Annotated in this window: 18 protein-coding genes; 12 read left to right on the top strand and 6 right to left on the bottom strand. The window is 68.3% G+C overall.

Going from position 1 to position 20905, the window contains the following annotated elements:
- Window positions 1-59: 59 nt before the first annotated feature.
- Window positions 60-881, top strand: coding sequence for an SDR family NAD(P)-dependent oxidoreductase (locus NBZ83_RS00395; protein ID WP_261574109.1), 822 nt, complete (start codon window positions 60-62; stop codon window positions 879-881).
- A 77-nt stretch (window positions 882-958) separates the two neighbouring features.
- Here the strand turns inward: NBZ83_RS00395 and NBZ83_RS00390 are convergent, their stop codons facing one another.
- The 3 genes from NBZ83_RS00390 to NBZ83_RS00380 all read right to left on the bottom strand — a co-directional run bounded on the left by NBZ83_RS00390 (window position 959) and on the right by NBZ83_RS00380 (window position 4718).
- Window positions 959-1819 carry an SDR family oxidoreductase gene (locus NBZ83_RS00390; RefSeq protein ID WP_261574108.1) on the bottom strand — a complete coding sequence of 287 codons (861 nt, stop codon included), beginning with the start codon at window positions 1817-1819 and terminating at the stop codon, window positions 959-961.
- 43 nt (window positions 1820-1862) lie between these two features.
- Window positions 1863-3581, bottom strand: coding sequence for a thiolase C-terminal domain-containing protein (locus tag NBZ83_RS00385; RefSeq protein ID WP_438803279.1), 1719 nt, complete (start codon window positions 3579-3581; stop codon window positions 1863-1865).
- Window positions 3582-3851: 270 nt separating this feature from the next.
- Window positions 3852-4718: a mycofactocin-coupled SDR family oxidoreductase gene (locus NBZ83_RS00380; protein WP_261566042.1), complete on the bottom strand. Its 867-nt coding sequence runs from the start codon at window positions 4716-4718 to the stop codon at window positions 3852-3854.
- 342 nt (window positions 4719-5060) lie between these two features.
- Here NBZ83_RS00380 and NBZ83_RS00375 point away from each other — a divergent pair, with 342 nt between their 5' ends.
- Together NBZ83_RS00375 and NBZ83_RS00370 are read left to right on the top strand one after the other, a co-directional pair.
- Complete coding sequence (locus tag NBZ83_RS00375) at window positions 5061-6065, top strand: alpha/beta hydrolase (RefSeq protein WP_261566041.1); 1005 nt, start codon at window positions 5061-5063, stop codon at window positions 6063-6065.
- Window positions 6066-6108: 43 nt separating this feature from the next.
- Window positions 6109-7428, top strand: a complete 1320-nt coding sequence (locus tag NBZ83_RS00370; RefSeq protein WP_261566040.1) for a CoA transferase — start codon at window positions 6109-6111, stop codon at window positions 7426-7428.
- A 114-nt stretch (window positions 7429-7542) separates the two neighbouring features.
- Here NBZ83_RS00370 and NBZ83_RS33170 read toward each other — a convergent pair whose 3' ends face one another.
- On the bottom strand, window positions 7543-8115 hold the full coding sequence (locus tag NBZ83_RS33170) for a cupin domain-containing protein (protein ID WP_261566039.1): 573 nt from the start codon (window positions 8113-8115) through the stop codon (window positions 7543-7545).
- A gap of 529 nt (window positions 8116-8644) precedes the next feature.
- On the opposite strand from NBZ83_RS33170, the gene NBZ83_RS00360 reads away from it, so the two are divergent.
- From NBZ83_RS00360 to NBZ83_RS00345, 4 genes are all read left to right on the top strand, one after another.
- On the top strand, window positions 8645-9451 hold the full coding sequence (locus NBZ83_RS00360) for an SDR family NAD(P)-dependent oxidoreductase (RefSeq protein ID WP_261566038.1): 807 nt from the start codon (window positions 8645-8647) through the stop codon (window positions 9449-9451).
- A gap of 174 nt (window positions 9452-9625) precedes the next feature.
- Entirely contained in the window at window positions 9626-10231 is a 606-nt protein-coding gene (locus NBZ83_RS00355; protein WP_261574107.1) for an amidohydrolase family protein, read from the top strand.
- The gene (locus NBZ83_RS00350) at window positions 10197-10790 is read left to right on the top strand and encodes an amidohydrolase family protein (protein ID WP_261574106.1); all 594 of its coding nucleotides are present in this window, start codon (window positions 10197-10199) and stop codon (window positions 10788-10790) included. Before NBZ83_RS00355 ends, NBZ83_RS00350 begins: the two co-directional genes overlap by 35 nt.
- Before the next feature lie 382 nt (window positions 10791-11172).
- Window positions 11173-12375, top strand: a complete 1203-nt coding sequence (locus tag NBZ83_RS00345; protein ID WP_261566036.1) for an ABC transporter substrate-binding protein — start codon at window positions 11173-11175, stop codon at window positions 12373-12375.
- Window positions 12376-12432: 57 nt separating this feature from the next.
- Here NBZ83_RS00345 and NBZ83_RS00340 read toward each other — a convergent pair whose 3' ends face one another.
- A complete protein-coding gene (locus NBZ83_RS00340; protein WP_261566035.1) occupies window positions 12433-13626 on the bottom strand; it encodes a cytochrome P450 in 1194 nt (397 codons plus the stop codon).
- A 243-nt stretch (window positions 13627-13869) separates the two neighbouring features.
- Window positions 13870-15087, bottom strand: a complete 1218-nt coding sequence (locus NBZ83_RS00335) for a CaiB/BaiF CoA transferase family protein (protein WP_261566034.1) — start codon at window positions 15085-15087, stop codon at window positions 13870-13872.
- Between the two features lie 159 nt (window positions 15088-15246).
- Here NBZ83_RS00335 and NBZ83_RS00330 point away from each other — a divergent pair, with 159 nt between their 5' ends.
- The 5 genes from NBZ83_RS00330 to fabG all read left to right on the top strand — a co-directional run bounded on the left by NBZ83_RS00330 (window position 15247) and on the right by fabG (window position 20847).
- Entirely contained in the window at window positions 15247-16356 is a 1110-nt protein-coding gene (locus NBZ83_RS00330) for an NDMA-dependent alcohol dehydrogenase (RefSeq protein ID WP_261566033.1), read from the top strand.
- 69 nt (window positions 16357-16425) lie between these two features.
- Entirely contained in the window at window positions 16426-17370 is a 945-nt protein-coding gene (locus NBZ83_RS00325; RefSeq protein ID WP_261566032.1) for a TIGR03619 family F420-dependent LLM class oxidoreductase, read from the top strand.
- A gap of 109 nt (window positions 17371-17479) precedes the next feature.
- A complete protein-coding gene (locus NBZ83_RS00320) occupies window positions 17480-19408 on the top strand; it encodes a flavin-containing monooxygenase (protein ID WP_261566031.1) in 1929 nt (642 codons plus the stop codon).
- A 73-nt stretch (window positions 19409-19481) separates the two neighbouring features.
- Window positions 19482-19910 carry a nuclear transport factor 2 family protein gene (locus NBZ83_RS00315; protein ID WP_261566030.1) on the top strand — a complete coding sequence of 143 codons (429 nt, stop codon included), beginning with the start codon at window positions 19482-19484 and terminating at the stop codon, window positions 19908-19910.
- 175 nt (window positions 19911-20085) lie between these two features.
- Window positions 20086-20847, top strand: a complete 762-nt coding sequence (gene fabG / locus NBZ83_RS00310; RefSeq protein ID WP_261566029.1) for a 3-oxoacyl-ACP reductase FabG — start codon at window positions 20086-20088, stop codon at window positions 20845-20847.
- The last annotated feature ends 58 nt before the right edge of the window (window positions 20848-20905 follow it).

The raw sequence follows: 20905 nt of genomic DNA, 5'->3' as shown, positions 1-20905 counted from the left end.
CATCGGGGAACTCACTGCACATCGGGAACCCACTGCACATCGGGAACGGAGAGGGCACCATGGACGACCTCGAGGGCAAGGTCGCGGTGGTCACGGGCGCTGCCAGCGGGATCGGTCTCGGCCTGGCCCAGGCCTTCGCCGAGGAGGGCATGAAGCTCGTCCTCGCCGACATCGACGACGGGTATCTCGAGACCGCCCGCGCCTCGCTGGCCGAGGCCGGGGCCGAGGTACTGGCGGTGCGCACGGACGTCGCCGACGCGAAGGCGCTGGACAACCTGCGGGACAGCACGTTCGAGCGGTTTGGCACGGCGCACGTGCTGTGCAACAACGCCGGGATCGGGGCCCGCAGCCCTCTCGTCGAGCCCCTCGAGATCTCGGCCTGGGATCGCGTGTTCGGTGTGGACCTGTACTCGATTCTGCATGGGCTCAACGCGTTCCTTCCCCGGATGCTCGAGCAGGGGGAGGGGCACATCGTGAACACCTCGTCCCGCCAGGGACTCGTCGCCACGCCCGATCTCGGCCCGTATCCGCCGGCGAAACACGCCTCGGTCGCCCTGACCGAGATGCTGCGCGCCGAGCTCGCCGCGCTCGGTACCGCGGTCAGCACCTCGGTGCTCACCCCCGGCGGGGTGGTGACCCGGCAGCTGAGCGAGGCGATGCGCAGGGTCGAGCGCGGGGAGCTGGACGATCCGAACATCAGAGAGTTCATCACGAGCCGGGTGGCCGACGCCGTCGCCTCGATCGACGTCGGCCGGCTCGTCGTGCGGGCCATCCGCGGCGACCGGCTCTACGTGAACACCCACCGCGAGACCCTGACGTGGCTGCGGGAACGGCTCGACCGCATCGAGGCCGACGCCGACGCGCTCGGGACGCTGCGGTGATCCCCCGCCGAGCCGTCGGCGTCGAGGCCGCGCGTCACGGACATGACGCGCCCGCCACCCCGCTGATCATCCGGTATTCAGGGCGAAGTCTTCTCGGCGGGCGTCCGGGAGGATTCTGAATTCGCCGCCTCGCTCCGGTCGAATGCGGCCATGAGTTGCTCGTGGCGGTTCACGACCGCGGACCGGAATTCCGGGTGAGTGATGACATAGAGTTCATTTTTCCGCACGGCGTCGACGACACGCAGGCCAACCTGGTAGGGGTCCATGCCAGTGGGCGGCGCGGATTGTCCGCTCATGTCGGACGGAGCCACCTCCGTGTCCGGCACTCCACGTATGCGCCGGGAGGTACGCCACAGCCGGGAACGCACGCCGCCCGGACAGAGAACGCTCACGCCAATGCCGTCGTCGGCCAGCTCCGCCCGCAACCCCTCGGACAGGCCGACGATGCCGAACTTGGTGGCGGCGTAGGGCGTCAGGGTGGGCACGCCACCCATCAGGCCGCCCATTGACGACGTGTTCACGATGTGACCGCCACAGGCGGCCCGCATCGGTCCAAGAAAACAGTTCACCCCATTGAACACGCTGTTGAGGTTGACGTCGATCACCTTGTCCCAGAACTCTGGCGTGATCTCCCCGAACTTCAGGCCCAGGGTGCTGACGCCGGCATTGTTGCACAGCACCCGAACCGGTCCCAGGGTCGCCGCGACCTTCTCGGCCGCGGCTGTCCAGGCCGGCCGGTCGGTCACGTCGAGCCGCACCGGGAGAACGGTCGCACCGGCATCCTCAAGCTCGGCGGCGGCCTGGCCCAGCGTCTCCATGTCGATGTCGGCCACCGCAATCTTCGCGCCGGCCTCGGCAAACGCCCGAGCCATTCCCAGGCCTATTCCACCGGCCGCGCCGGTGATGAACACCACGGTGCCGCGCAGGTCATCGATCATCGGGTACTTCTCCTGCCATGGGTAGGGAGGTGTTGGGCGCCCGTCACCGGCCGCGACGCAGGAGAATCACACCCGCGGGTGTGAGTCCGCCGCTGCTGACGACGGCTACCTGCGCATTGGTGACCTGGCGGGCGCCACCCTCGCCGCGAAGCTGGACGACGGCCTCGTGCATGAGGCCCATGCCGTGGGTGCGCCCGGCGGAGAGCTGGCCGCCGTGGGTGTTGAGGGCGACCACACCGCCGTCGCGGGCGATCGCCCGGCCGCCGTCGAGAAAGTCCTTCGCCTCGCCGATCCCGCAGAAACCGAGGGCCTCGAGCCAGGACACGCAGTTGAAGGTGAAGCCGTCGTACAACTCGGCGACCTGGACGTCGGAGGGCCGCAGACTGGTGCGGGACCACAGGTGGGCGGCGGGCCCGAACACGTGCGGCTCGTGGGTCATCGTCGACTGTTCCCAGGTGATCCGCTCGGTCAGCTGGGTCCCGACCGCCTCGACCAGCACCGGCGGCTTCGCCAGGTCGTGGGCCGCCTCGACCGCGGAGACGATGACCGCGACGCTCGCGTCGGCGGGGACGTCGCAGTCGTAGAGCCCGAAGGGCGTGCTGACCAGGCGGGCCGAGAGGTAGTCGTCCATCGTGAGGGGGTCGCGGTAGATCGCCCGGGGGTTGACCGCGGCGTTGGTGCGCTGGTTGAGCGCCACCCAGCCGAGGGTCTCGCGCGTCGTGCCGTACCGGCGGAAGTGGTGGGAGGCGCACATGGCCAGGTGGTTGGCCGCCGAACCGACGCCGTAGGGGGCGGTGTAGCCGGGTACCCGGCGCCCGGCCCCGCCGAGCCCGGCCATCATGCTGTTCGGGTTGGCTCCCCGCGGGTCACGGGCCCGCTGCTGAGCCGCGAAGGTCGCCTGCCAGACGGTGCGGAAGCACACGACGTGCCGGGCGAGGCCGGCGGAGACCGCGAGCATCGCCGCGATGACCGAGCCGGCCGGGCCGAAGGTCTCCGAGCCACCGTTGTACCAGGTGGGGCGTAGGCCGAGCGTTTCGGCGAGGGCGCTGACGCCGCCCTCGCCGAATCCTCCCTCCCCGCCCGAACCGGGGTAGGTGGACAGGCCGTCGATGTCGTCGAGGGTGAGCCCGGCGTCGGCCACGGCGTCCTTGACCGCGGCCACGGTGAGGGCGAGGGGCGCCACCATGAGCCGGCGGCCGATCTGCGACATCCCGATCCCGGTGATGGCGACCCGGTCCTCGAACTTGTCGGTCCGGAGCATGGGGCGGACCCAGCGGTGGTGGCCGTCGGGAGGCGTCTCGTCCGACGGGAGCTCGTCGACGTCGCCGCCGTCGGGTTCGAACAGCGGGAACCAGACATCCTCGACGGGTTGGAACCGCACCCGCACCCGCATACCGACGTGTGCGTCGTCGACGTCGACCCCGATGAGGTTCGTGATGACCCGGACCCGCGGGTCCTCCTCGATCGCGACGGTGGCGATCACAAAGGGAGTCGGGAAGCGCGCGTCCCATTGCTGGTGGTTGACCGTGGCTCCCACCACCACGCCCCGGCCCGAGACGTCGGCCACGCCGAGGTCCGCCGACCGGCAGTAGCGGCACGCAACCGGCGCGGGGTGCAGCAGCGCGCCGCAGGCGTTGCACCGGGCGAACCGCAGGACACCGTCCGCGCCTCCCCGCCAGAAATGCGCGTTTTCCTCATTCACGACGGGCAGCGGCCGGTCGAACCCCGCCACCGCCGTCAGGTCTGCCGCGTCGGCCGTCACCGGCCCGCCTCCCTGGCTCGGATCGCCTTCCTTGCCGCGGGTTCGAACGGGCAGACCTGATTGGAAAATAGCATTTTTTTATCATGGCAACACCATGACCGCACTGTCAACGGTCGTCCGAAGCCCAGGGGTATCCGGCCAATCGCGATCTGTGTCGAAAATGCGGGACCGGTGACGGTCGGGGGGCGGTGATGGTCGGAGGGCGGTGATGGCCGGGGGGCGGTGACCGTCCGGGAAGAGATGCGGTCACCGCTCTCCGGCGGCGAGGACTCAGCCGCCCGGGCCGTTGGGGAACTTGAGCAGGGAGCCGGCGTCTACCCGGATCTGCTGGCCGGTGATGTAACGGGCCTCCTCGGAGGCGAGGAACAACACGAGGTTGGAGATGTCGACGGGTTCGACGTAGGGGATCGGCATGGCCTGGAACATGGTGAAGGCCGGCTCCACGTCCTCGCGGGTGGGGTTCTGAAGATCCGGCCGGAACATTCCGTAGAGACCATCGTTGTGTAGCAGATGGGTGTTGACATTCGTCGGGTGGATCGCGTTCACCCGGATGAACTGCGGCGCGAGATGCAGCGCCATCTGCTCGACGTAGTCGATGAGGATCTTCTTGGCCCAGCCGTAGCCGGAGCCACCCGGACCCATGTCGGGGTTGCCGACGGTGCCGGATATCATGGCCGCCGTCGACCCGGTGATCACGATCGACGAGTGGTCGGGCAGGTGCGGCAGGGACACCGCGACGGCGTTCATCACGCCGATGAGATCGACGTCGACGGCGTCGATGAAGTCCGAGGGGTGCGGATCACCCATCGCCATCGGCAGGATTCCGGCATTGGCCACGACGATGTCGAGGCGGCCGAGCTCGGCCACACCAGCGTTCACGGCGGCGCGAAGCTGGTCGCGCTCGCGGACGTCGGCCTTGGTGGCGATGATGCGCCGGTCGAACTTCTCGACTAACGCGACGGTCTCCGCGAGGTCCTCGGGGGTCGACAGCGGATAGGGATTCGACTCGATCTGCTCGAGAATGTCGATCGCGATGATGTCGGCGCCCTCCTGCGCCAGCCGTACCGCGTGGCTGCGCCCCTGCCCCCGCGCGGCGCCCGTGATGAAGGCAACCTTGCCCTCAAGACGTCCCGTCATGTCCTGCTCCGTTTCCGTGCTATCTGTCGGGCGATCGCCCGAGACGCAGTCGATGAGACTGCCGTGCTCCGGGGGCCTGCCCGGCGCGGCGGTGTGCCGCCCGCCTGGTGACCTGACCGAGCGGGGCATCGTTGCCGCTCGTCGGACGCACCTGACGGTGCGAGGGGAATCGTAGGCTCGGTCAGGGGATGCTCTCAAGCGGGTACGAGGGTTTTCGGTGTGCCGGCTCCGATGCCCGCCGTTTGGCGGGTCATACCCGCCAGACGGCGCCTGGCAGGCGGAATGGGAACAGGTCACGATTCAGGTAGCGGCCTCGGGCCGGTTACCTCGCCGATGAGGAGAATGCAGGTGTCGATCATCGATCTGCCGCCGTCCGCGCCGCTCGGGCCGCCGCCCGCCTTTGACGTGGAGCTGACGGCCGTCCTCGAACTCGTGGGGCAGCACTTACCGTCAGCCGTGACAGCCGAAATGATCAACGGCCTTCGGGAAGCCGGCACAATGCTGCCGATCACCGACGACGACCTGCGCCAGGGCGGCGCGTTCGAGGTGGCGGAGCTCTCCGTGCCCGGGCCACCGGGCGCGCCGGAGATCAGCCTGGTGGTGTGCCGTCCGACGGGTGTCCCGGTGCCGACCGCGGCGATCTACTACGCCCACGGCGGCGGGATGATCATCGGCAACAGTCGGACGGGTCTGCCGGATCTGCTCGGATGGACCCGGGACATGTCCGTCACCGTCGTCTCGGTGGAGTACCGGCTCGCTCCCGAGCATCCCCATCCCGCTCCGGTGGAGGACTGCTACGCGGGGCTGGTCTGGCTGGCGGATCATGCCGCCGAGCTGGGTGTCGATCCCACCCGGATCGTCGTGGGGGGCACCAGCGCGGGGGGTGGGCTGGCCGCGGCGCTGGCGCTGATGGCGCGGGAGCGCGGTGGCCCGGAGCTGGTCGGGCAGCTGCTTCTGTCCCCGATGCTCGACGACCGCGACAACACCCCGTCCACCGTCCAGATGGCCGGGCTGGGGGTCTGGGACCGGACGGCGAACCGGACCGGCTGGTCGGCGCTGCTCGGCGACGAGGTCGGGGGACCGGACGTCTCCCCGTTCGCGGCCCCGGCCCGGGCCGGGGACCTGTCCGGGCTGCCGCCGGCCTTCATCGACGTCGGCTCGGCCGAGACCTTCCGCGACGAGGACGTGGCCTTCGCGTCCCGCATCTGGCAGGCAGGAGGAAGCGCCGAACTCCACGTGTGGCCCGGGGGCTTCCACGGCTTCGACCTGATGGCGCCACAGGCGGCTCTCTCCCAGGCGGCGAGGGACGCGCGGGCCCGGTGGCTGCGCCGGCTCCTGGGCGACTGAAGGTGCCCATGGCAAGCATCGCGAACGTCCCGAAGCGGGTGGCATGAGCGGGCGTCCGCTCGCTGGCCTGCAGGTCGTGGAGTGCGCGAGCTTCGTCGCCGGCCCCACAGGTGGGCTCACCCTCGCCCAGCTCGGCGCCGACGTGATCCGGATCGACCCGATCGGCGGAGGAAGCGACTACCGGCGGTGGCCGCTGGCAGCCGGTGGCGAGAGCTACTTCTGGACCTCCCTGAACAAGGGAAAGCGGTCGGTAGCGGTTGATCTGCGTTCGGGCGAGGGCAAGGAGCTGGTCACGGCGTTGATCACCGCTCCTGGTCCGGATCGCGGGATCTTGGTGGACAATGTGGTGGGTCGTCGGTGGATGGCCCACGATGTTCTCGCCGCCCGCCGGCCTGATCTGATCCATCTGCGTGTGCAGGGCTATCCGGATGGCCGGCCTGCGGTCGATTACACGGTGAACGCCGAGGTCGGCCTGCCGGGTATCACCGGCGCGGAGGCTGGCGGGGCACCGGTCAACCATGTGCTCCCTGCCTGGGATCTGATCACCGGGTTGAGTGTGTCGACCGGGGTGCTCGCGGCGCTGCACGATCGTGGCCGCACCGGGTCGGGCGCCTTCGTCGAGGTGGCACTCTCGGATGTGGCCCTGGGCGGTGTGGCGAATCTCGGCTGGCTGTCGGAGGCCGCGGCACGCGGTCGCGAACGACCGCGGCAGGGCAACTACATCTACGGCAGCTTCGGCACTGACTTCGCCTGCCGCGACGGCGGCCGGGTGATGGTGGTGGCCCTCACGGAGGGCCAGTGGGCGGCGTTGTGTTCGGCTACCGGAACCCGCGAGGTGTTCGCCGCCCTCGAGGCCGCGCTGGACGCCGACCTGACGCGGGAGTCGGATCGGTACCGTCTGCGCGAGACGATCGCCGCGGTGCTGCGGCCCTGGTTCGCCGCACGCGACCGCAAGCAGGTCAGCGATGAGCTCGACAGTGCGCGGGTGCTGTGGGGCGGGTACCGGGGGATGACGGACATCGTCACGGCGCACGGCGGCGGCGCCCATCCGGTGCTCGCCGACGTCATAGTGCCCGCGGACGTCATAGTGCCTGCCGACGTCATAGTGCCTGCCGACGTCACGGTGTCCGGGCAGGTCGGGCGGTCGCGGGGCGTGCCGGCCATCACCGCACGTTCCCCGATGCGGTGGAACGGTGAATACGGTGCACCGGGCGAGGCGTTGCAGCTTGGCCGGGACACCACCGCAGTCCTGGCCGAGGTGCTGGACCTGAGCGACGCTGAGATCGGCCGGCTGATCCAGGGCGGCGTGATCGAGCCTCCCCCCGCCGGGGGTGGGATGACGAAAGGGCAGGAGGGGCGATAACGGTCGGGGCTGGAATGTGGCGGTGCGTTCTGACCGGTGGAGGACCGGGTCTAACGATGCCGAGGGGAACATGATCCTCACCGGGTGAGCCCGCTGCGACCGCAACTTCTACACTCACCCACCCGTCCCACCGTCGTCAGTCTCGGCGCGCGTTGTGGAGCGGAGAGCTCCGACGAGAACGCAGGCCATCGTCGCGGGCCGCTCACTGCGGTTGTGCCAACGGTGTCGTGTACCGTTTTGAATGTTCACGTCACCGGTGCGAAGTACCTTCTCGACTCCGTCGTCGAGTTCAAGAGTCACCTCGCCGCTCAGTATGATCTCGAAATCGATGGAGTCGGTGCGATGCATTCCGGGATTGTCCGGCTCGGAATGATCTCGCAGCCCGGGAGTTTTCTCGTCAAACTCGCGAATCCCCGCTTCGATATCGACGCCTTTCAGATCGCCATCGGTGGTGGCCGGCAACAGCGTCAAGATGAAGAATCGGTACCCGCCCACGGGCGGGAAGAATGTCGACCAATTCGGGGAGACGCCATCGTTGGGCAGCGTCTCGGCCGTGTCTGAGCTCCAGAGCAGATGGTACGCTGTAGCTGGCGACAACATAAGCGTCGTGGGTTCGACGTAATCATCCTGAACGAAGATGGCATGCCCCTTCTCGTCGTGACCCGTCGAAACTCGGCGAATGTTCACGATTTTCACTCCCTGTCGGGTGAGGGTGCTACGAGGAGAAGTACTTCTCATCGTTTGTCACCGTCGAGCTCGGGCCGGCAGATGAACTCGTATGGGTCCGACCTGGCCTGCGGCTCCGCTGTCGGGCACGCCGGAAGATCTTCCTGCTCAGCAGGGGTCGCAAGGAAGACATCGAGGAGCGGGACGGTGGCGCGGCCAGCGTCGGGGAGGTCTCGTCCCGGTGAGGCGAAGCCACGCTGACGCTCGCCGCCGAGAGGACACGGGCCGCGGCCATCCGACAGGCGATACCGACCGACGCCCACCTCGGCACGATCCCATGTAGATCATGATCGGCACTTGCGGACCCAGCCCGGACGCAACTGCGCTCCGACCTGAGACCGTCTTCGCGAACGCGAGGCAAGTTTTGATATGATATACATCACGTCGAATGTTAACGCAGTCGAGTCTCGGGGGCCAGCGGCAGGAGCAGATCGATGAGGCGGCCGGCCTGGCTGCCATACACCAACGCCTTCGTCGAGGATGGAGAGCAATGGGTACATCACTGGAAGGCAAGGTGGCGGTCGTGACCGGCGCCGCGCGCGGCATCGGACGCGGAGTCGCCCATCGGCTCGGCGCGTCAGGGGCCGACGTGGTGGTGATCGACCTCGACCTGGCGGGCGGATCGTCGTTCGGTGAGGCGGTCGGTGAGAAGGGGGTCGCAGGTGAGATCGCCGCGCTGGGTCGCCGGTCCCTGGCCTTCGAGGGCGACCTGGCCGACCGTGCGTTCGTGGACCGCGCCTTCGAGCAGACCGTGGCTGCGCTGGGGCGGGTGGACATCCTCGTGAACAACGCGGGCGGTGCCATCGTCGCCATGGCGCAGAGCGCGGCGTCCACCAGCGACGACGAGGCCTACTCGGCGGTGTTCGGCGCCAACCTCCAGAGCGCTGTCCACTGCTCGCAGGCGGCAGTCCGGCATATGCGCCACCAGGGCGACGGTGGCTCGATCGTGAACATCTCGTCGATGGCTGCCCAGGCCGGGGGACCTGGTGGCCAGTTGGCTTTCTACGGGGCGGCGAAGGCGGGCCTGGTGAGCTATGGACGTTGTCTGGCCACCGAGGTGGGCCGGGACGGTATCCGGGTCAACACCGTCGTCTGCGGCATCATCGCCACCGCCCGGATTCTCGCGACCGCGAGTGAGCGCGGTGTCGGTACCCCTGAACAGCTCGCGAGAGTTCCGCTGCGACGGTTCGGGACTCCCGAGGACGTCGCCAAGGTCGTCGAGTTCTTCGTCTCGGACCTCTCCGGATACGTCACCGGACAAACGCTTGCGGTCACCGGCGGGCAGGGTGGAGCCTGACCCATGCGACCCGACACTGTGGGCCGTCCGATCGACTCTGCCGACTTCGGCCGCTCATTGGTCCACGAGCACGAGATCGTCGACTTTCCCGTTTGATTTGCTTGCCACCCGTGCCGATTCCGGGAAGCCGGCCGCTGAATGATCGTTGGACTGTGAGCTGGGAGAGATGCTGGTATGGCGGTCGACGGGCGGCGGGCTTTTGATGCCGACAACCATTACTACGAGGCGCTGGACGCCTTCACGCGCCACATCGAGCCCGCGTTCGCCAAGCGGTGCATGCAGTGGGCTGAGGTAGCGGGAAAGACCCGGTTGCTGGTAGGCGGGAAGGTCAACCGCTTTCTGCCGAACCCGACATTCTCCCAGCTGGCCGCGCCAGGAGTGCTCGAGCAGTACTTCCGTGGCAATGTAGGTGGTCCGGTGGTCCAGCTCTTCGGCGAGCTCGAGCCACCGCGGCCGGAGTATCGAAACCGGGACGCGCGGCTACGGGTGATGGATGACCTGGGCCTCGACGGGGCCTTCTTCTTTCCCACGCTCGGTGTGGGGATGGAGCGTGCCCTTCGGGACGATCTGCCAGCCGGGCGGGCGGCCTTCCGGGCGTTCAACCGATGGCTGGACGAGGACTGGGGCTTCGCCTACCAGAACAAGATCTTTGCCGCGCCGTACATGACTCTGTCGGACCCGGCCGAGGCCGTCCGGGAGCTGCGGTGGGCGCTGGACCACGATGTTCACATTCTGGTGATGCGCGGTGCTGACCGAGCGTGGGCTGAAGTCGCCGGCTGACCGGATGTTCGATGACTTCTGGGCGCTCGCCAGCGAGGCAGGCGTGGTGTGCGCGTATCACGGGGGAGACGACGTCTACGCGGAGCTGATCAGCTGGTGGAGTGAGAGCGGGGAGACGGAGGCGTTCCGTAGCTCCGCCCTTCGTGGCCTGCTGTCGTCCAGCGCGGTCGCGGACACCTTTGCGGCGCTGCTGTCCCAGGGCGTCATCAGGAGGAACCCGAACCTGCGGTTCGCCGCGATCGAGACAGGGTCGGACTGGGTCACCCCCCTGTTCAAGTCGCTGAAGAAGTCGTTCGTTCAGAACCCGCAGCTGTGGGACGAGGATCCGCGGGAAACGTTCCGTCGGCATGTCTGGGTCTCGCCCTTCCACGAGAACGACCTGTCCGAACTGAAGTCGATGATCGGGCCCGACCGGATGATGCTGGGTTCGGACTGGCCGCACACGGAGGGGCTCGTCGACCCGCTGTCCTTCACCAAGGACCTCGAGGCCGCTGGGCTGACCGACGACGAGATCAGGCTCGTGATGGGCGAGAACGCGAAGGCGCTCATCGGCTTCTGAGCGGAAACCCCCGACCGCAGCTCCGGCGTCTCCGCACCCCCGGCGCATCGCAGATCGGATACTATATCCAAGTTATCTCACGGCCTGTCGGTAGTGCCGGGTAAGCCGCCAGGCGGGGCGCCCCCGCCGGGGTCGGTTGGGCTGGCGATCGCTGTTGCGCACGGCGAACCGGTGCGGAGTGCCGCTCCCGGTGGTCTCATGAAGGTTCGGGCCGCGGCAGCGCGGTGACGACTACTGGGTGTGCCGCGGCGCCGCCGCTCCGTGGAAATTATGTCGATCAGTCCAGAATGGGTCGGAGAACATGGGATACTCGACTGCCGAAGCTGAATGCACCGTCCATAGTGCTCGTGATCTCCAGAGAACTTCACACCGCTCCGTAGCGATGACGAGTGTCCTCGAGGAGCGCATCCTCATCGGGCCGGCAGGCACCATCGAGCGCGCTGCCGTGGGCGACGGTTTCACCCCGACCCGTATCGGCTTCCTCTCCGACATGCCGGCCGGGAAAGCGCTGGGCGAATACCTTGACCCCATCATCCTTGCCATTGAGGACGCATTAGCTGAAGGCCGCATGCGGCGCCCCGTCGAGTTGCTGGCAAGCCATGTCGTCGGTCTGCCGACCGGGCAGCCGAACAATGTGATCGCGGCCTATCTGGATCTAGTGGAACGCGGCTGTGTGCTTGTTCTGTCGACCGGTGTGACCGACAATGCGCTTGTTCTTCGAGACACCATCAACGCGGCGAAGGTGCCGCTCATCACGATGGCGGGAACCACCCGGTTCGTCGGCGACTACTGTTTCTCCCTGGCGAACGGCGGGCACGGGGAGGAGGCCGCCATCATGGCCTCCTACCTCGCCGATCACGGCCTGCGCCGGGTGGTGCTCACCGGCGAACGTTCTCCCGGTGACTCCGAGTACCACCGGTTCTTTCAGGAGCAGGCTCGCCTGTACGGGATCGACATCCTCACGGAACACTACTTCGACCAGGAGCCGACCGCCGACGAGGTCGACACCGTGCTGCGCCACTTCCGTGACGACCTGAGGCCCGACGCCCTCGTGTACTGCGGGTTCGGCTGGAACAGCTCGCAGTTCAATCCCGCCCTGACGCGGATCGGCTGGCATCCTCCCAAAATTATGAACGCGGCGATCATGTGGGCGCTGACCTCACCGGAATGGAAGGTCGCGCTCGACGGCTGGATCGGGATCGAGCAGTCGATCGGCGATCACGAGGACCTGCCCAAGAACCTCAACTGGGTCGCGTTGCTGGACCGTCACGAAAAGCGATTCGGCTATCGCCGGAACGACACCATGATCGCTCTGCTGTACGACCAGGGCCGCGCCGCGGTCGAGGCCGTCGTGAACGCTCCGATCCTCACCGGCGAGGGCATGGCCGCTGGGTTGGAACGCATCAAGATGATACCCTCCACTCTCGGTGGACCGCGCACCTATATCGAGTTCGGCGAGCGGGACCACCGGGGCTACAAGGGCGACTTCATGTTCATGAAACAGCTCCGGGACGGCGAGTTCCATTTCGCCGGATTCCACAGTCCACAGTGGGCCGTGAACCGGACCGCCGAAGCGGCGGGGTGAGTCGCCGCCGCCGCCGCCGACGGACGGTCGCCGCTCGCGGGTCAGCGGGTCAGCGGGTCAGAAGGAGATCGGCACCGATTTGTATCCACGGACCGTGCTGGTGTGCAGGCGAACAGCTTCGGCCTGGTCCACCTGCCACCGCGGAAATCGGGCCAGGGTCTCCTCGAGCGCGATGCGGCCTTCCAGCCGGGCCAGGGCCGCCCCCAGGCAGAAATGAACACCGAAACCGAACGAGACGTGCTGTTCGGGCCGCCGATGAATGTCGAACTGGTCGGCATGATCGAAGACGCGGTCATCGCGGCCCGCGGCGCCGGTGAGGAGTAGCACCTTCGCGCCGGCCGGGATCGTCTCTCCGTGCAGCTCGACCGGGCGGGAGGTGGTGCGGCCCTGCACCGGCGAGGGCGCTTCGTAGCGCAGCAGTTCCTCGACCGCCGCCGGAATCAGGCGGGGATCGGCCACCAGCGCGGCCTGCTGGTCCGGGTGGGCGGGCAGGATGACCGAGGCCCAGCCGAGCAGCCGCGCCACCGTCTCGGTACCGGCGCTGACCAGGAGGTTGGCGAAGTCGGCGGCTTCTTTGTCGGTGAGTCGCCGGGTCCTGCCGTCGTCGGTCAGCTCCACCTCGGTCAGTGCGGTGAGCAGATCGTCCTGGGGCGACCGGCGCCGCTCGGCGAGCTCGCCGGTGAGGTACTCGTGCAGCGCGAGCTGGGCCCCGAAGGAGGTGTCATTGATCATCCCGACGTCTGGCTCGATGTGAAAGATGGTATTGATCAGTTCGAGTATCCGGGGACGATCCTGATTCGAGACCCCGAGCAGCGAGGAGATGACCAGCGAGGGTAACTGCGCCCCGAAATCGGCGACATAGTCGAAACGCTGGTTGCCGAGCTGAGGATCGAGCAGGTCTCGGCAGAACTGCCTGATCCGCGCCTCCAGCTGCGCCACCCGGCCCCGGGTGAACGCCTTGGAAACCAGGACGCGCAGCTTGTCGTGCTGCGGAGGGTCCATGAAGATGATCTGCCCGGTGCCGCTCATGTCGGCTCCCATGAGCTCCAGCACGGTGCCCTGGCCCGACAGGTAGGTCTGGGGGTCCCGGTGCGCCGCGAGGACATCCGCATGCCTGCTCAGCGCCCAGAAGTCGTACCGGTCGTTGCGGTAGACCGGCGTCTCGTCCCGCATCCGTCGCCACGTCTCGTACGGGTTGGCGTCGATGTCGGTGTCGAACGGGTCCCAATAGATCGCCTCGGATACGACCACGGCTGTTCCTCGCTCACGGAGAGTCGAACATGACTGGCGGACGTTGAATAAAATATCCTATATGGTAGCTGGGCTCGGCCCAGCTGTCATCCGCGAGCGCGGCCCCTCCCCGCCGGCCGCCCGCATGGTTCGCACTCCGGGCCCGATGTCGGGTCGATCCGCCGCCCCTGACCTGCGCCGCCCCTGACCTGCGCCGATCGATCGGCATACCGATTGGTCGAGGGTTCGCCTGAGTTCAGGCGTTCACACCACGCCGGCGGCCTGGAGTTCAGTGATCCTTTCCGGTGGGTAGCCGAGAGCACGCAGGACGTCTTCGGTGTGCTCGCCGAGAGCTGGGACCGGACCGGTCGGCAGCTCGAGCCCCGCGAAGGTGAAGGGTGGCAGCAGGGCGCGTATCTCGCCGCCAGGTGTGGTGACCGTTCGCCACCGGTCGCGGGCGGCGAGCTGTGGGTGGTCCAGCAGGTTCGCCACGCTGTTCAGCCGGGCGGAGGCGATGGCGAGGTCGTCGAGTCGCGCGACCAGGTCGTCGGCCGCCATCGTCGCCGTGCGGCCGGCGACCAGCGCGTCGACGATCCGGCGATGGCGCACCCGGGCCACGTTCGTGGCCCATTCAGGGTCGTCGGCCAGCTCGGGACGACCGAGGAAGCCGTCCGCGAACCGCCGCCATTCCCGGTCGTTCTGGATACCGATCAGCACCTCCTGCTCGTCCGCGGTCGGGTAGGAGTCGTACGGGGCGACGCTCGGGTGGGACAGGCCCGAACGGCCGGGCGCGCGTCCGGTCCCCTGGAGGTAGTAAAGCTGATAGCCCATCCACTCCGCCGTCGCCTCGAACATCGAGATCTCGATCGAGGCGCCCTCGCCGGTCGTGCCGCGGCGCACGAGCGCGGCCAGGACGGCCGAGAAGGCGTACACGCCCGCCGCGATGTCGGCGGCCGGCACACCCGTCTTCGCCGGGGACTGCGCCGGGCCGGTCACCGCGGCGAGCGCCGCCTCGCACTGGACGAGCATGTCGTAGGCGCGCTTGTCACGGTACGGACCGCTCGCGCCGTAACCGGACATGTCCACGGTGATCAGGCGCGGGTCGCGTTCGCGAAGGTCGGCGGAGGCACATCCGAGGCGGGCCGCGGCCCCCGGCGCGAGGTTCTGCAGGAAGACGTCGGCACCCGCGACGAGATCGGCGAGGACCGCTCGACCGCGGTCGGTCTTGAGATCGAGGGTCACCGACTGCTTGCCCCGGTTCAGCCAGACGAAGTGGCTCGCCAGCCCGTGGACACTGTCGTCGTAGGCTCGGGCGAAGTCCCCACCGTCGCGCCGTTCGACCTTCACCACCCGTGCGCCGAGATCGGCCATATGCCGCGTCGCGAGCGGCGCGGCCACGGCCGCCTCCAGCGCGACCACCGTGATTCCGTCGAGCGGCAGGTCGGCGGTCAGGCGACCTCGCCGCTGACGACCCGCCGGCACAGCCCGGCCACTATCTTCTTCAGCCACAGCAAGCCCCCGCCCCGGTTGATGTAAGGTTATATATTATTTATAATATCTATCCAGACACCTGGTGGTGCAAGGGAGCCCCCGGGCACCGCGCCCGGCTCGGCACCGGCCGGTCGGCAGAGGGGAGACCGCGTGCGGACACGAGCGGCAATCGCGTGGGAGATCGGCAAGCCGTGGTCGGTGGAGGAGGTGGAGCTTGATCCGCCGAAGAGCGGTGAAATCCGCGTGCGGCTCGCCGCCTCCGGGCTGTGTCATTCCGACGACCATGCTGTCACCGGCGACACGCCGAACGCGCTCCCGGTGGTCGGGGGGCACGAAGGCGCGGGGGTCGTCGAGGAGATCGGACCAGGCGTCACCTCCGTGGCGCCCGGGGATCACGTCGTGCTCGCCTTCATCTCCTCCTGCGGTCGGTGCCGGTGGTGCATGAGCGGCCGGGCCAACCTGTGCGACGTCGGCGCGCAGATGATGGGCGGCCTTCCGCTCGACGGCACGACCCGCACCCACGCCCGGGGTCGGGACGTGCGGCGCATGACCAATCTGGGGACGTTCAGCCCCTACACCGTCGTCAACGAGTCGTCGGCGATCAAGGTCGACCGTGACCTCCCGCTCGACCTCGCGGCCCTCGTGGGGTGTGGGGTGACCACCGGCTTCGGCTCGGCCGTCAACACCGCCGAGGTCCGGCCCGGGGACACCGTGGTGGTCGTCGGCATCGGCGGTATCGGCGCCGCCGCGGTGCAGGGTGCCCGGGTTGCGGGAGCACAGCACATCGTCGCGGTCGACCCGGTGGCGTGGAAGCTCGACCAGGCGAAGGTGTTCGGGGCCACCCACGGCGTCGCCTCCATGGCGCAGGCGGTTCCGCTCGTCGCCGAGCTGACCCGCGGGGTGATGGCCGACAGTGCGATCCTCACCGTCGGCGTCGCGCACGGCGACATGATCGCCCCGCTGCTGGCTCTGGTCCGCAAGGCCGGCATCGGGGTCGTCACCGCGATCACGCCTTACCGCGAGTCCACGGTGACGATGTCGCTGGGCACGCTCACCACCTGGCAGAAGCAGCTGCGCGGTTCGCTGTACGGCGAATATGCGCCCGCGGTCGCCATCCCTCAGATGCTGAGCCTCTACCGCCGGGGACTGCTGCAGCTCGCCGAGATGGTGACGCGGCGGTATCCGCTCGACGACGTCCAGCAGGGCTACGACGACATGCGCGCCGGCCGCAACATCAGAGGCCTGGTCGTCTTCGGCTGAGGCCCGGTTTCTCTCGGCGCGTCACCCGGCGGTGGTCGCCCTTGATCTTTCCAGGCAGGAGAAGGACGGATGCGGGTAGGGGTTTCGCTGCGGACCAGGCCGCTGGACGGCGAGGAGCCGGGGGCTGTCTCGGCGCGGATTGCTGATGTCGCGTCGCTGGCGGAGCGCCTCGGGTATGACGCGGTGCACGCGCTTGATCACCCAGTCCCGCATCCGGCGTACGACATCCCGGCGCTGAAGCACAGCTATCACAATCTTGATCCGTTCGTGGAGCTCGCGGTCGCGGCGGGTGTCACGAGTCGGGTCCGGTTGTGGACGAACCTGGTCCTCCTCGCGTACCGCAACCCGTTCGTCACCGCCAAGCTGGTGGCGAGCCTCGACGTGGTGAGCAGCGGCCGGTTGATTTTCGGTGTCGGCACCGGCTACCAGGTGGAGGAGTTCGCCGCGTTGGGAGTCCCGTTCGACCAGCGCAACGAGATCATGGACGAGGCGTTTCCGGCGATGAAGGCCGCCTGGACCGGTGAGCCCTTCGACTTCGTGGGCAAGGGGTTCGCCGCGGCGGGCAACCAGGCGCTGCCGCGGCCGGTACAACAGCCGCATCCGCCGATCTGGGTGGGTGGCAACAGTCCGCGTGCGGTGCGCCGGGCGGTCGAGTTCGGTCAGGGCTGGACGCCGATCCCCGAGCCGCCGTACACGCAGGGGGCGCGTGGATTTGCGCCGTTGTCCTCCTTCGAGAACTTCGCCGACCGCATCGCCTACGCCCGTGCGCACGCGGAGCGGATCGGACGCACCGAGCCACTGGACATCGCGTTCTCGACGACCGGCTTCGCGTACTGGAAGGGGGAGAAGGCCTCCAAGTGGCAGCAGATCGACAACGCGGGCCGGCTGGCCGAGATGGGCGTGACCTACCTGACTCCCGGGGCTCTGGTCGGACCGGACGCCAGCCACGCCGAGTACCTGGAGGCGCTCGAACGCCATGCCGAGGAGTTTCTTCCGCACCTGAGCGCGCTGTAGCGGGAGCGGGGTCATCGTGACCGGCGTTGCGGGGCCTCCCGTCGCTCAAGTTGGACGCCTGTCCGAATCTACTGGACGGGCGTCCAAGGTTATGTCACCCTTTCCAGCCATGCAGCTGGACTTCGACCGGCAGACCATCACCGATGACGACGAGACCATCCGGGCCGCCACGAACGGCGTGCTCGTCGCCCCCCTCCTCGCCGCCGTCGCGCACCTCACGGGTGACTACGATCTGTTACGAGAGGATCTACGTCCCGAGGTGACGCACGCGCCGGCACCGCCGGAGGCCGGCTACTCCGACGCGCAGCTCGAACTCGCCCGGAAGCTGGCCGCCGAGGCCCTCATCCGCTTCCGTGACGCCGGCTGCGTGGCGGCGCCGGCCCCCGACCAGACCCGGCTGCGCCAGCTCGTCGAGTTCGTCGCCGGTCACCCGGTCGGCGACGACCACCTGGCCCTGCTGGCGGAGGAGCTCGCCCTCGGTGGCGTCGACCTACGGGCGCCGACCTGGCGCATCGACGAGACCGCGACCGACGGTGCGTTCACCGTCGCCGTCATCGGCGCCGGCATGTCCGGCATACTCGCCGCACACCGGCTGTCCCAGGCCGGCGCTCGGGTCCACGTCTTCGAGAAGAACGACGACGTCGGCGGGACCTGGCTGGAGAACGACTATCCCGGCTGCCGGGTCGATGTGCAGAACCACCTCTACAGCTACTCCTTCGCGCAGAGTTGTCACTGGCCGCAGTTCAATTCGCCGCAACCCGTCCTCCACGACTATTTCCGCACCTGCGTCGAGGAGTTCGGCGTCCGGGACGCCATCAGCTTCCAGACCGAGGTACTCGAGGCCCGCTGGGATGACAGCCGGCGAATCTGGGTCCTGAAGGTCCGCGACGGCGCCGGCGTCGAGCGGTCAGTCGAGGCGAACGCGGTCGTCAGCGCGGTCGGCCAACTCAACCGGCCCAGCATGCCGAACATCGCGGGAATCGACAGCTTCCGCGGACAGTCGTTCCACTCGGCCCGGTGGGATCACGACGTCGATCTCACCGGCAAGCGGGTGGCCGTGATCGGCACCGGTGCGAGCGCCGTGCAGTTCATCCCCTGGCTTGCGGAACGTGCCGGGCACCTCACCATCCACCAGCGGACGCCGGCATGGCTTCTTCCGGTGGCGAACTATCAGGACGATCTGCCGGTCAGCCTCGAGTGGCTGCTGCGCCACGTACCCGAGTTCGCCCGGTGGGACCGGCTCGCCGTCTTCGCCCGGCTCCAGGAGGGGATGCTGCCGCTGGCGGTCGTCGACCCCGACTGGGACATCTCCTCCGGATCGGTCAGCGCGGCGAACGACACGCTGCGCCAGATGCTGGCCGGGTACTACGAGCTGATGTTCCCCGATCCCGAGCTGCGGGCGAAGGTGCTGCCCACGTATCCCTTCGGCTCGAAGCGCATGATTGTGGACAACGGGTCCTACGCCCGGACCCTGCAGCGCCCGGACGTCACCCTCGAGACGGCCCCGATCGCCGAGATCACGGGGGACGGCCTCCGGATGGAGGACGGCCGCGACCTCGGCTACGACGTGATCGTCTATGGCACCGGCTTCCAGGCTTCCAGGTTCCTGACGCCGATGCGCGTGATCGGCCCCGGCGGCGCCGATCTGCACGGGACCTGGGACGGCGACGCCCGGGCGTATCTCGGCCTGACCGTCCCCGGATTCCCCAATCTCTTCCTGCTGTACGGGCCGAACACCAACATCGTCGTCAACGGCTCCATCACTTATTTCTCGGAATGCGGGACGCGCTACATCACGGAGTGCGTGCGGCTTCTCCACGAGCACCACCGGCAGGCGATGGACGTCAGGAAGACGGTCCACGACGACTACAACAAGCGTGTGGACGAGGCGACCGACCAGCGCGCCTGGGGCGTCTCCACGGTGAATACCTGGTATCGCAACGAGCGCGGCCGCATCGCCCAGAACTGGCCGTTCAATCTTCACGAGTACTGGCGACTGACCCGGACCCCGAACGCTGACGACTACGACTTCGTCTGACCGGCGCGGCCCCCATCATGACGGCCGCGCTCGGCGAGCGCCGGCCCCGCACACTCCTCGAGAAAGGATCGTCATGACGCTGTCCCTCGAACAGATTTCAGACCGGCTGGAGATCCAGGAGCTCATCTCGCGGTACAGCCACGCCATCGACACCCGAAGCTTCGACGACGCCGTCGCGCTCTTCACCTCGGACGGCACTCTCGACTACACGGCCACCGGTGGCCCGGCCGGCGACCGCAAGTCCGTTCTCGACTACATCGCCGGGGCGATGTCGCCGCTGAAGATGAGCCAGCACCAGGTGGCCACCAGCGCGATCACGCTGGCCGGGGACACCGCGACGGCCCGCAGCATCTGCCACGTCTCGATGGAGCCGCAGGGCGAGGACAGCCCGGTGTTCTTCTCCGGGCTGCTGTACCTCGACACCTTCGCCCGCGCCCCCGAGGGCTGGCGTTTCTCCGACCGTCGCGTCGCGGAGCCCTGGTTCAGCCGCCCGGCTGGCTGATCGGGACCTGGTCGAGGCCACCGGGACGGGAACCACAGGGAGCCGTGGATCTCTGGCGCGAGACCGTCGGTTATGTATATTTTATGCATCTGGCTTCCAGGCGTTCGAGAGCAGGGATGCCCCGGGCCTGGGAGCTCCAGCTCTCAGCTCAGTTCGTCCTCTGGAGGAGACCCTGATGACTGACTCTCCCCGTCGCGTGGCGATCGTGACCGGGGCGGCCCGGGGAATCGGCGCCGCGACCGCGCGCCGACTGGCCGCCGACGGTCTGCGCGTCGCCCTGCTGGACCTCGAGGAGTCCGCGTCCAAGGCGACCGCCGAGGCCATCGTCGCCGCGGGCGGCGAAGCCGTCGCTGTCGGGGTGGATGTGAGCGACGAGGCGCGGGTGTCGGCCGCGGTCGACCAGGTGGTCCAGGAGCTCGGCCCGCCCACCGTGCTGGTCAACAACGCCGGGGTGACGCGGGACAACCTGCTGTTCAGGATGACCGGGTCCGACTGGGAAACGGTGCTGGCGGTGCACCTGCGCGGCGCGTTCCTGATGACGAAGCAGGTGCAGAAGCACATGGTGGACGCGGGCTGGGGCCGGGTCGTGAACCTGTCGAGCACCTCGGCGCTGGGTAACCGGGGGCAGGCGAACTACGCCGCGGCCAAGGCCGGCCTGCAGGGTTTCACCAAGACCATCGCGATCGAACTCGGCCGGTTCGGGATCACCGCGAACGCCGTGGCGCCCGGTTTCATCGTCTCGGACATGACGAGGGAGACCGCCGCCCGACTGGGCCTCGAGTGGGACGAGTACGTCACGGCGCGGGCCGCGCAGATCCCGGTGGCCCGCGTCGGCCAGCCCGAGGACATCGCGCACACGGTCTCGTTCCTCGTCAGCGAGGGCGCGGGTTACGTGTCCGGGCAGGTGATCTACGTGGCCGGGGGTCCGAAGGCCTGATCGCCGGTCGCAGCGCCCGTACGAAAGGTGACGCCGAGCGATGTCGGCAAGGTGATGT

The organism is Frankia gtarii (assembly GCF_025403375.1).
GTDB lineage: Bacteria > Actinomycetota > Actinomycetes > Frankiales > Frankiaceae > Frankia > Frankia gtarii.
Note: the sequence above shows the minus strand (reverse complement) of the source record. Positions and strands in the feature narration are given on the sequence as shown.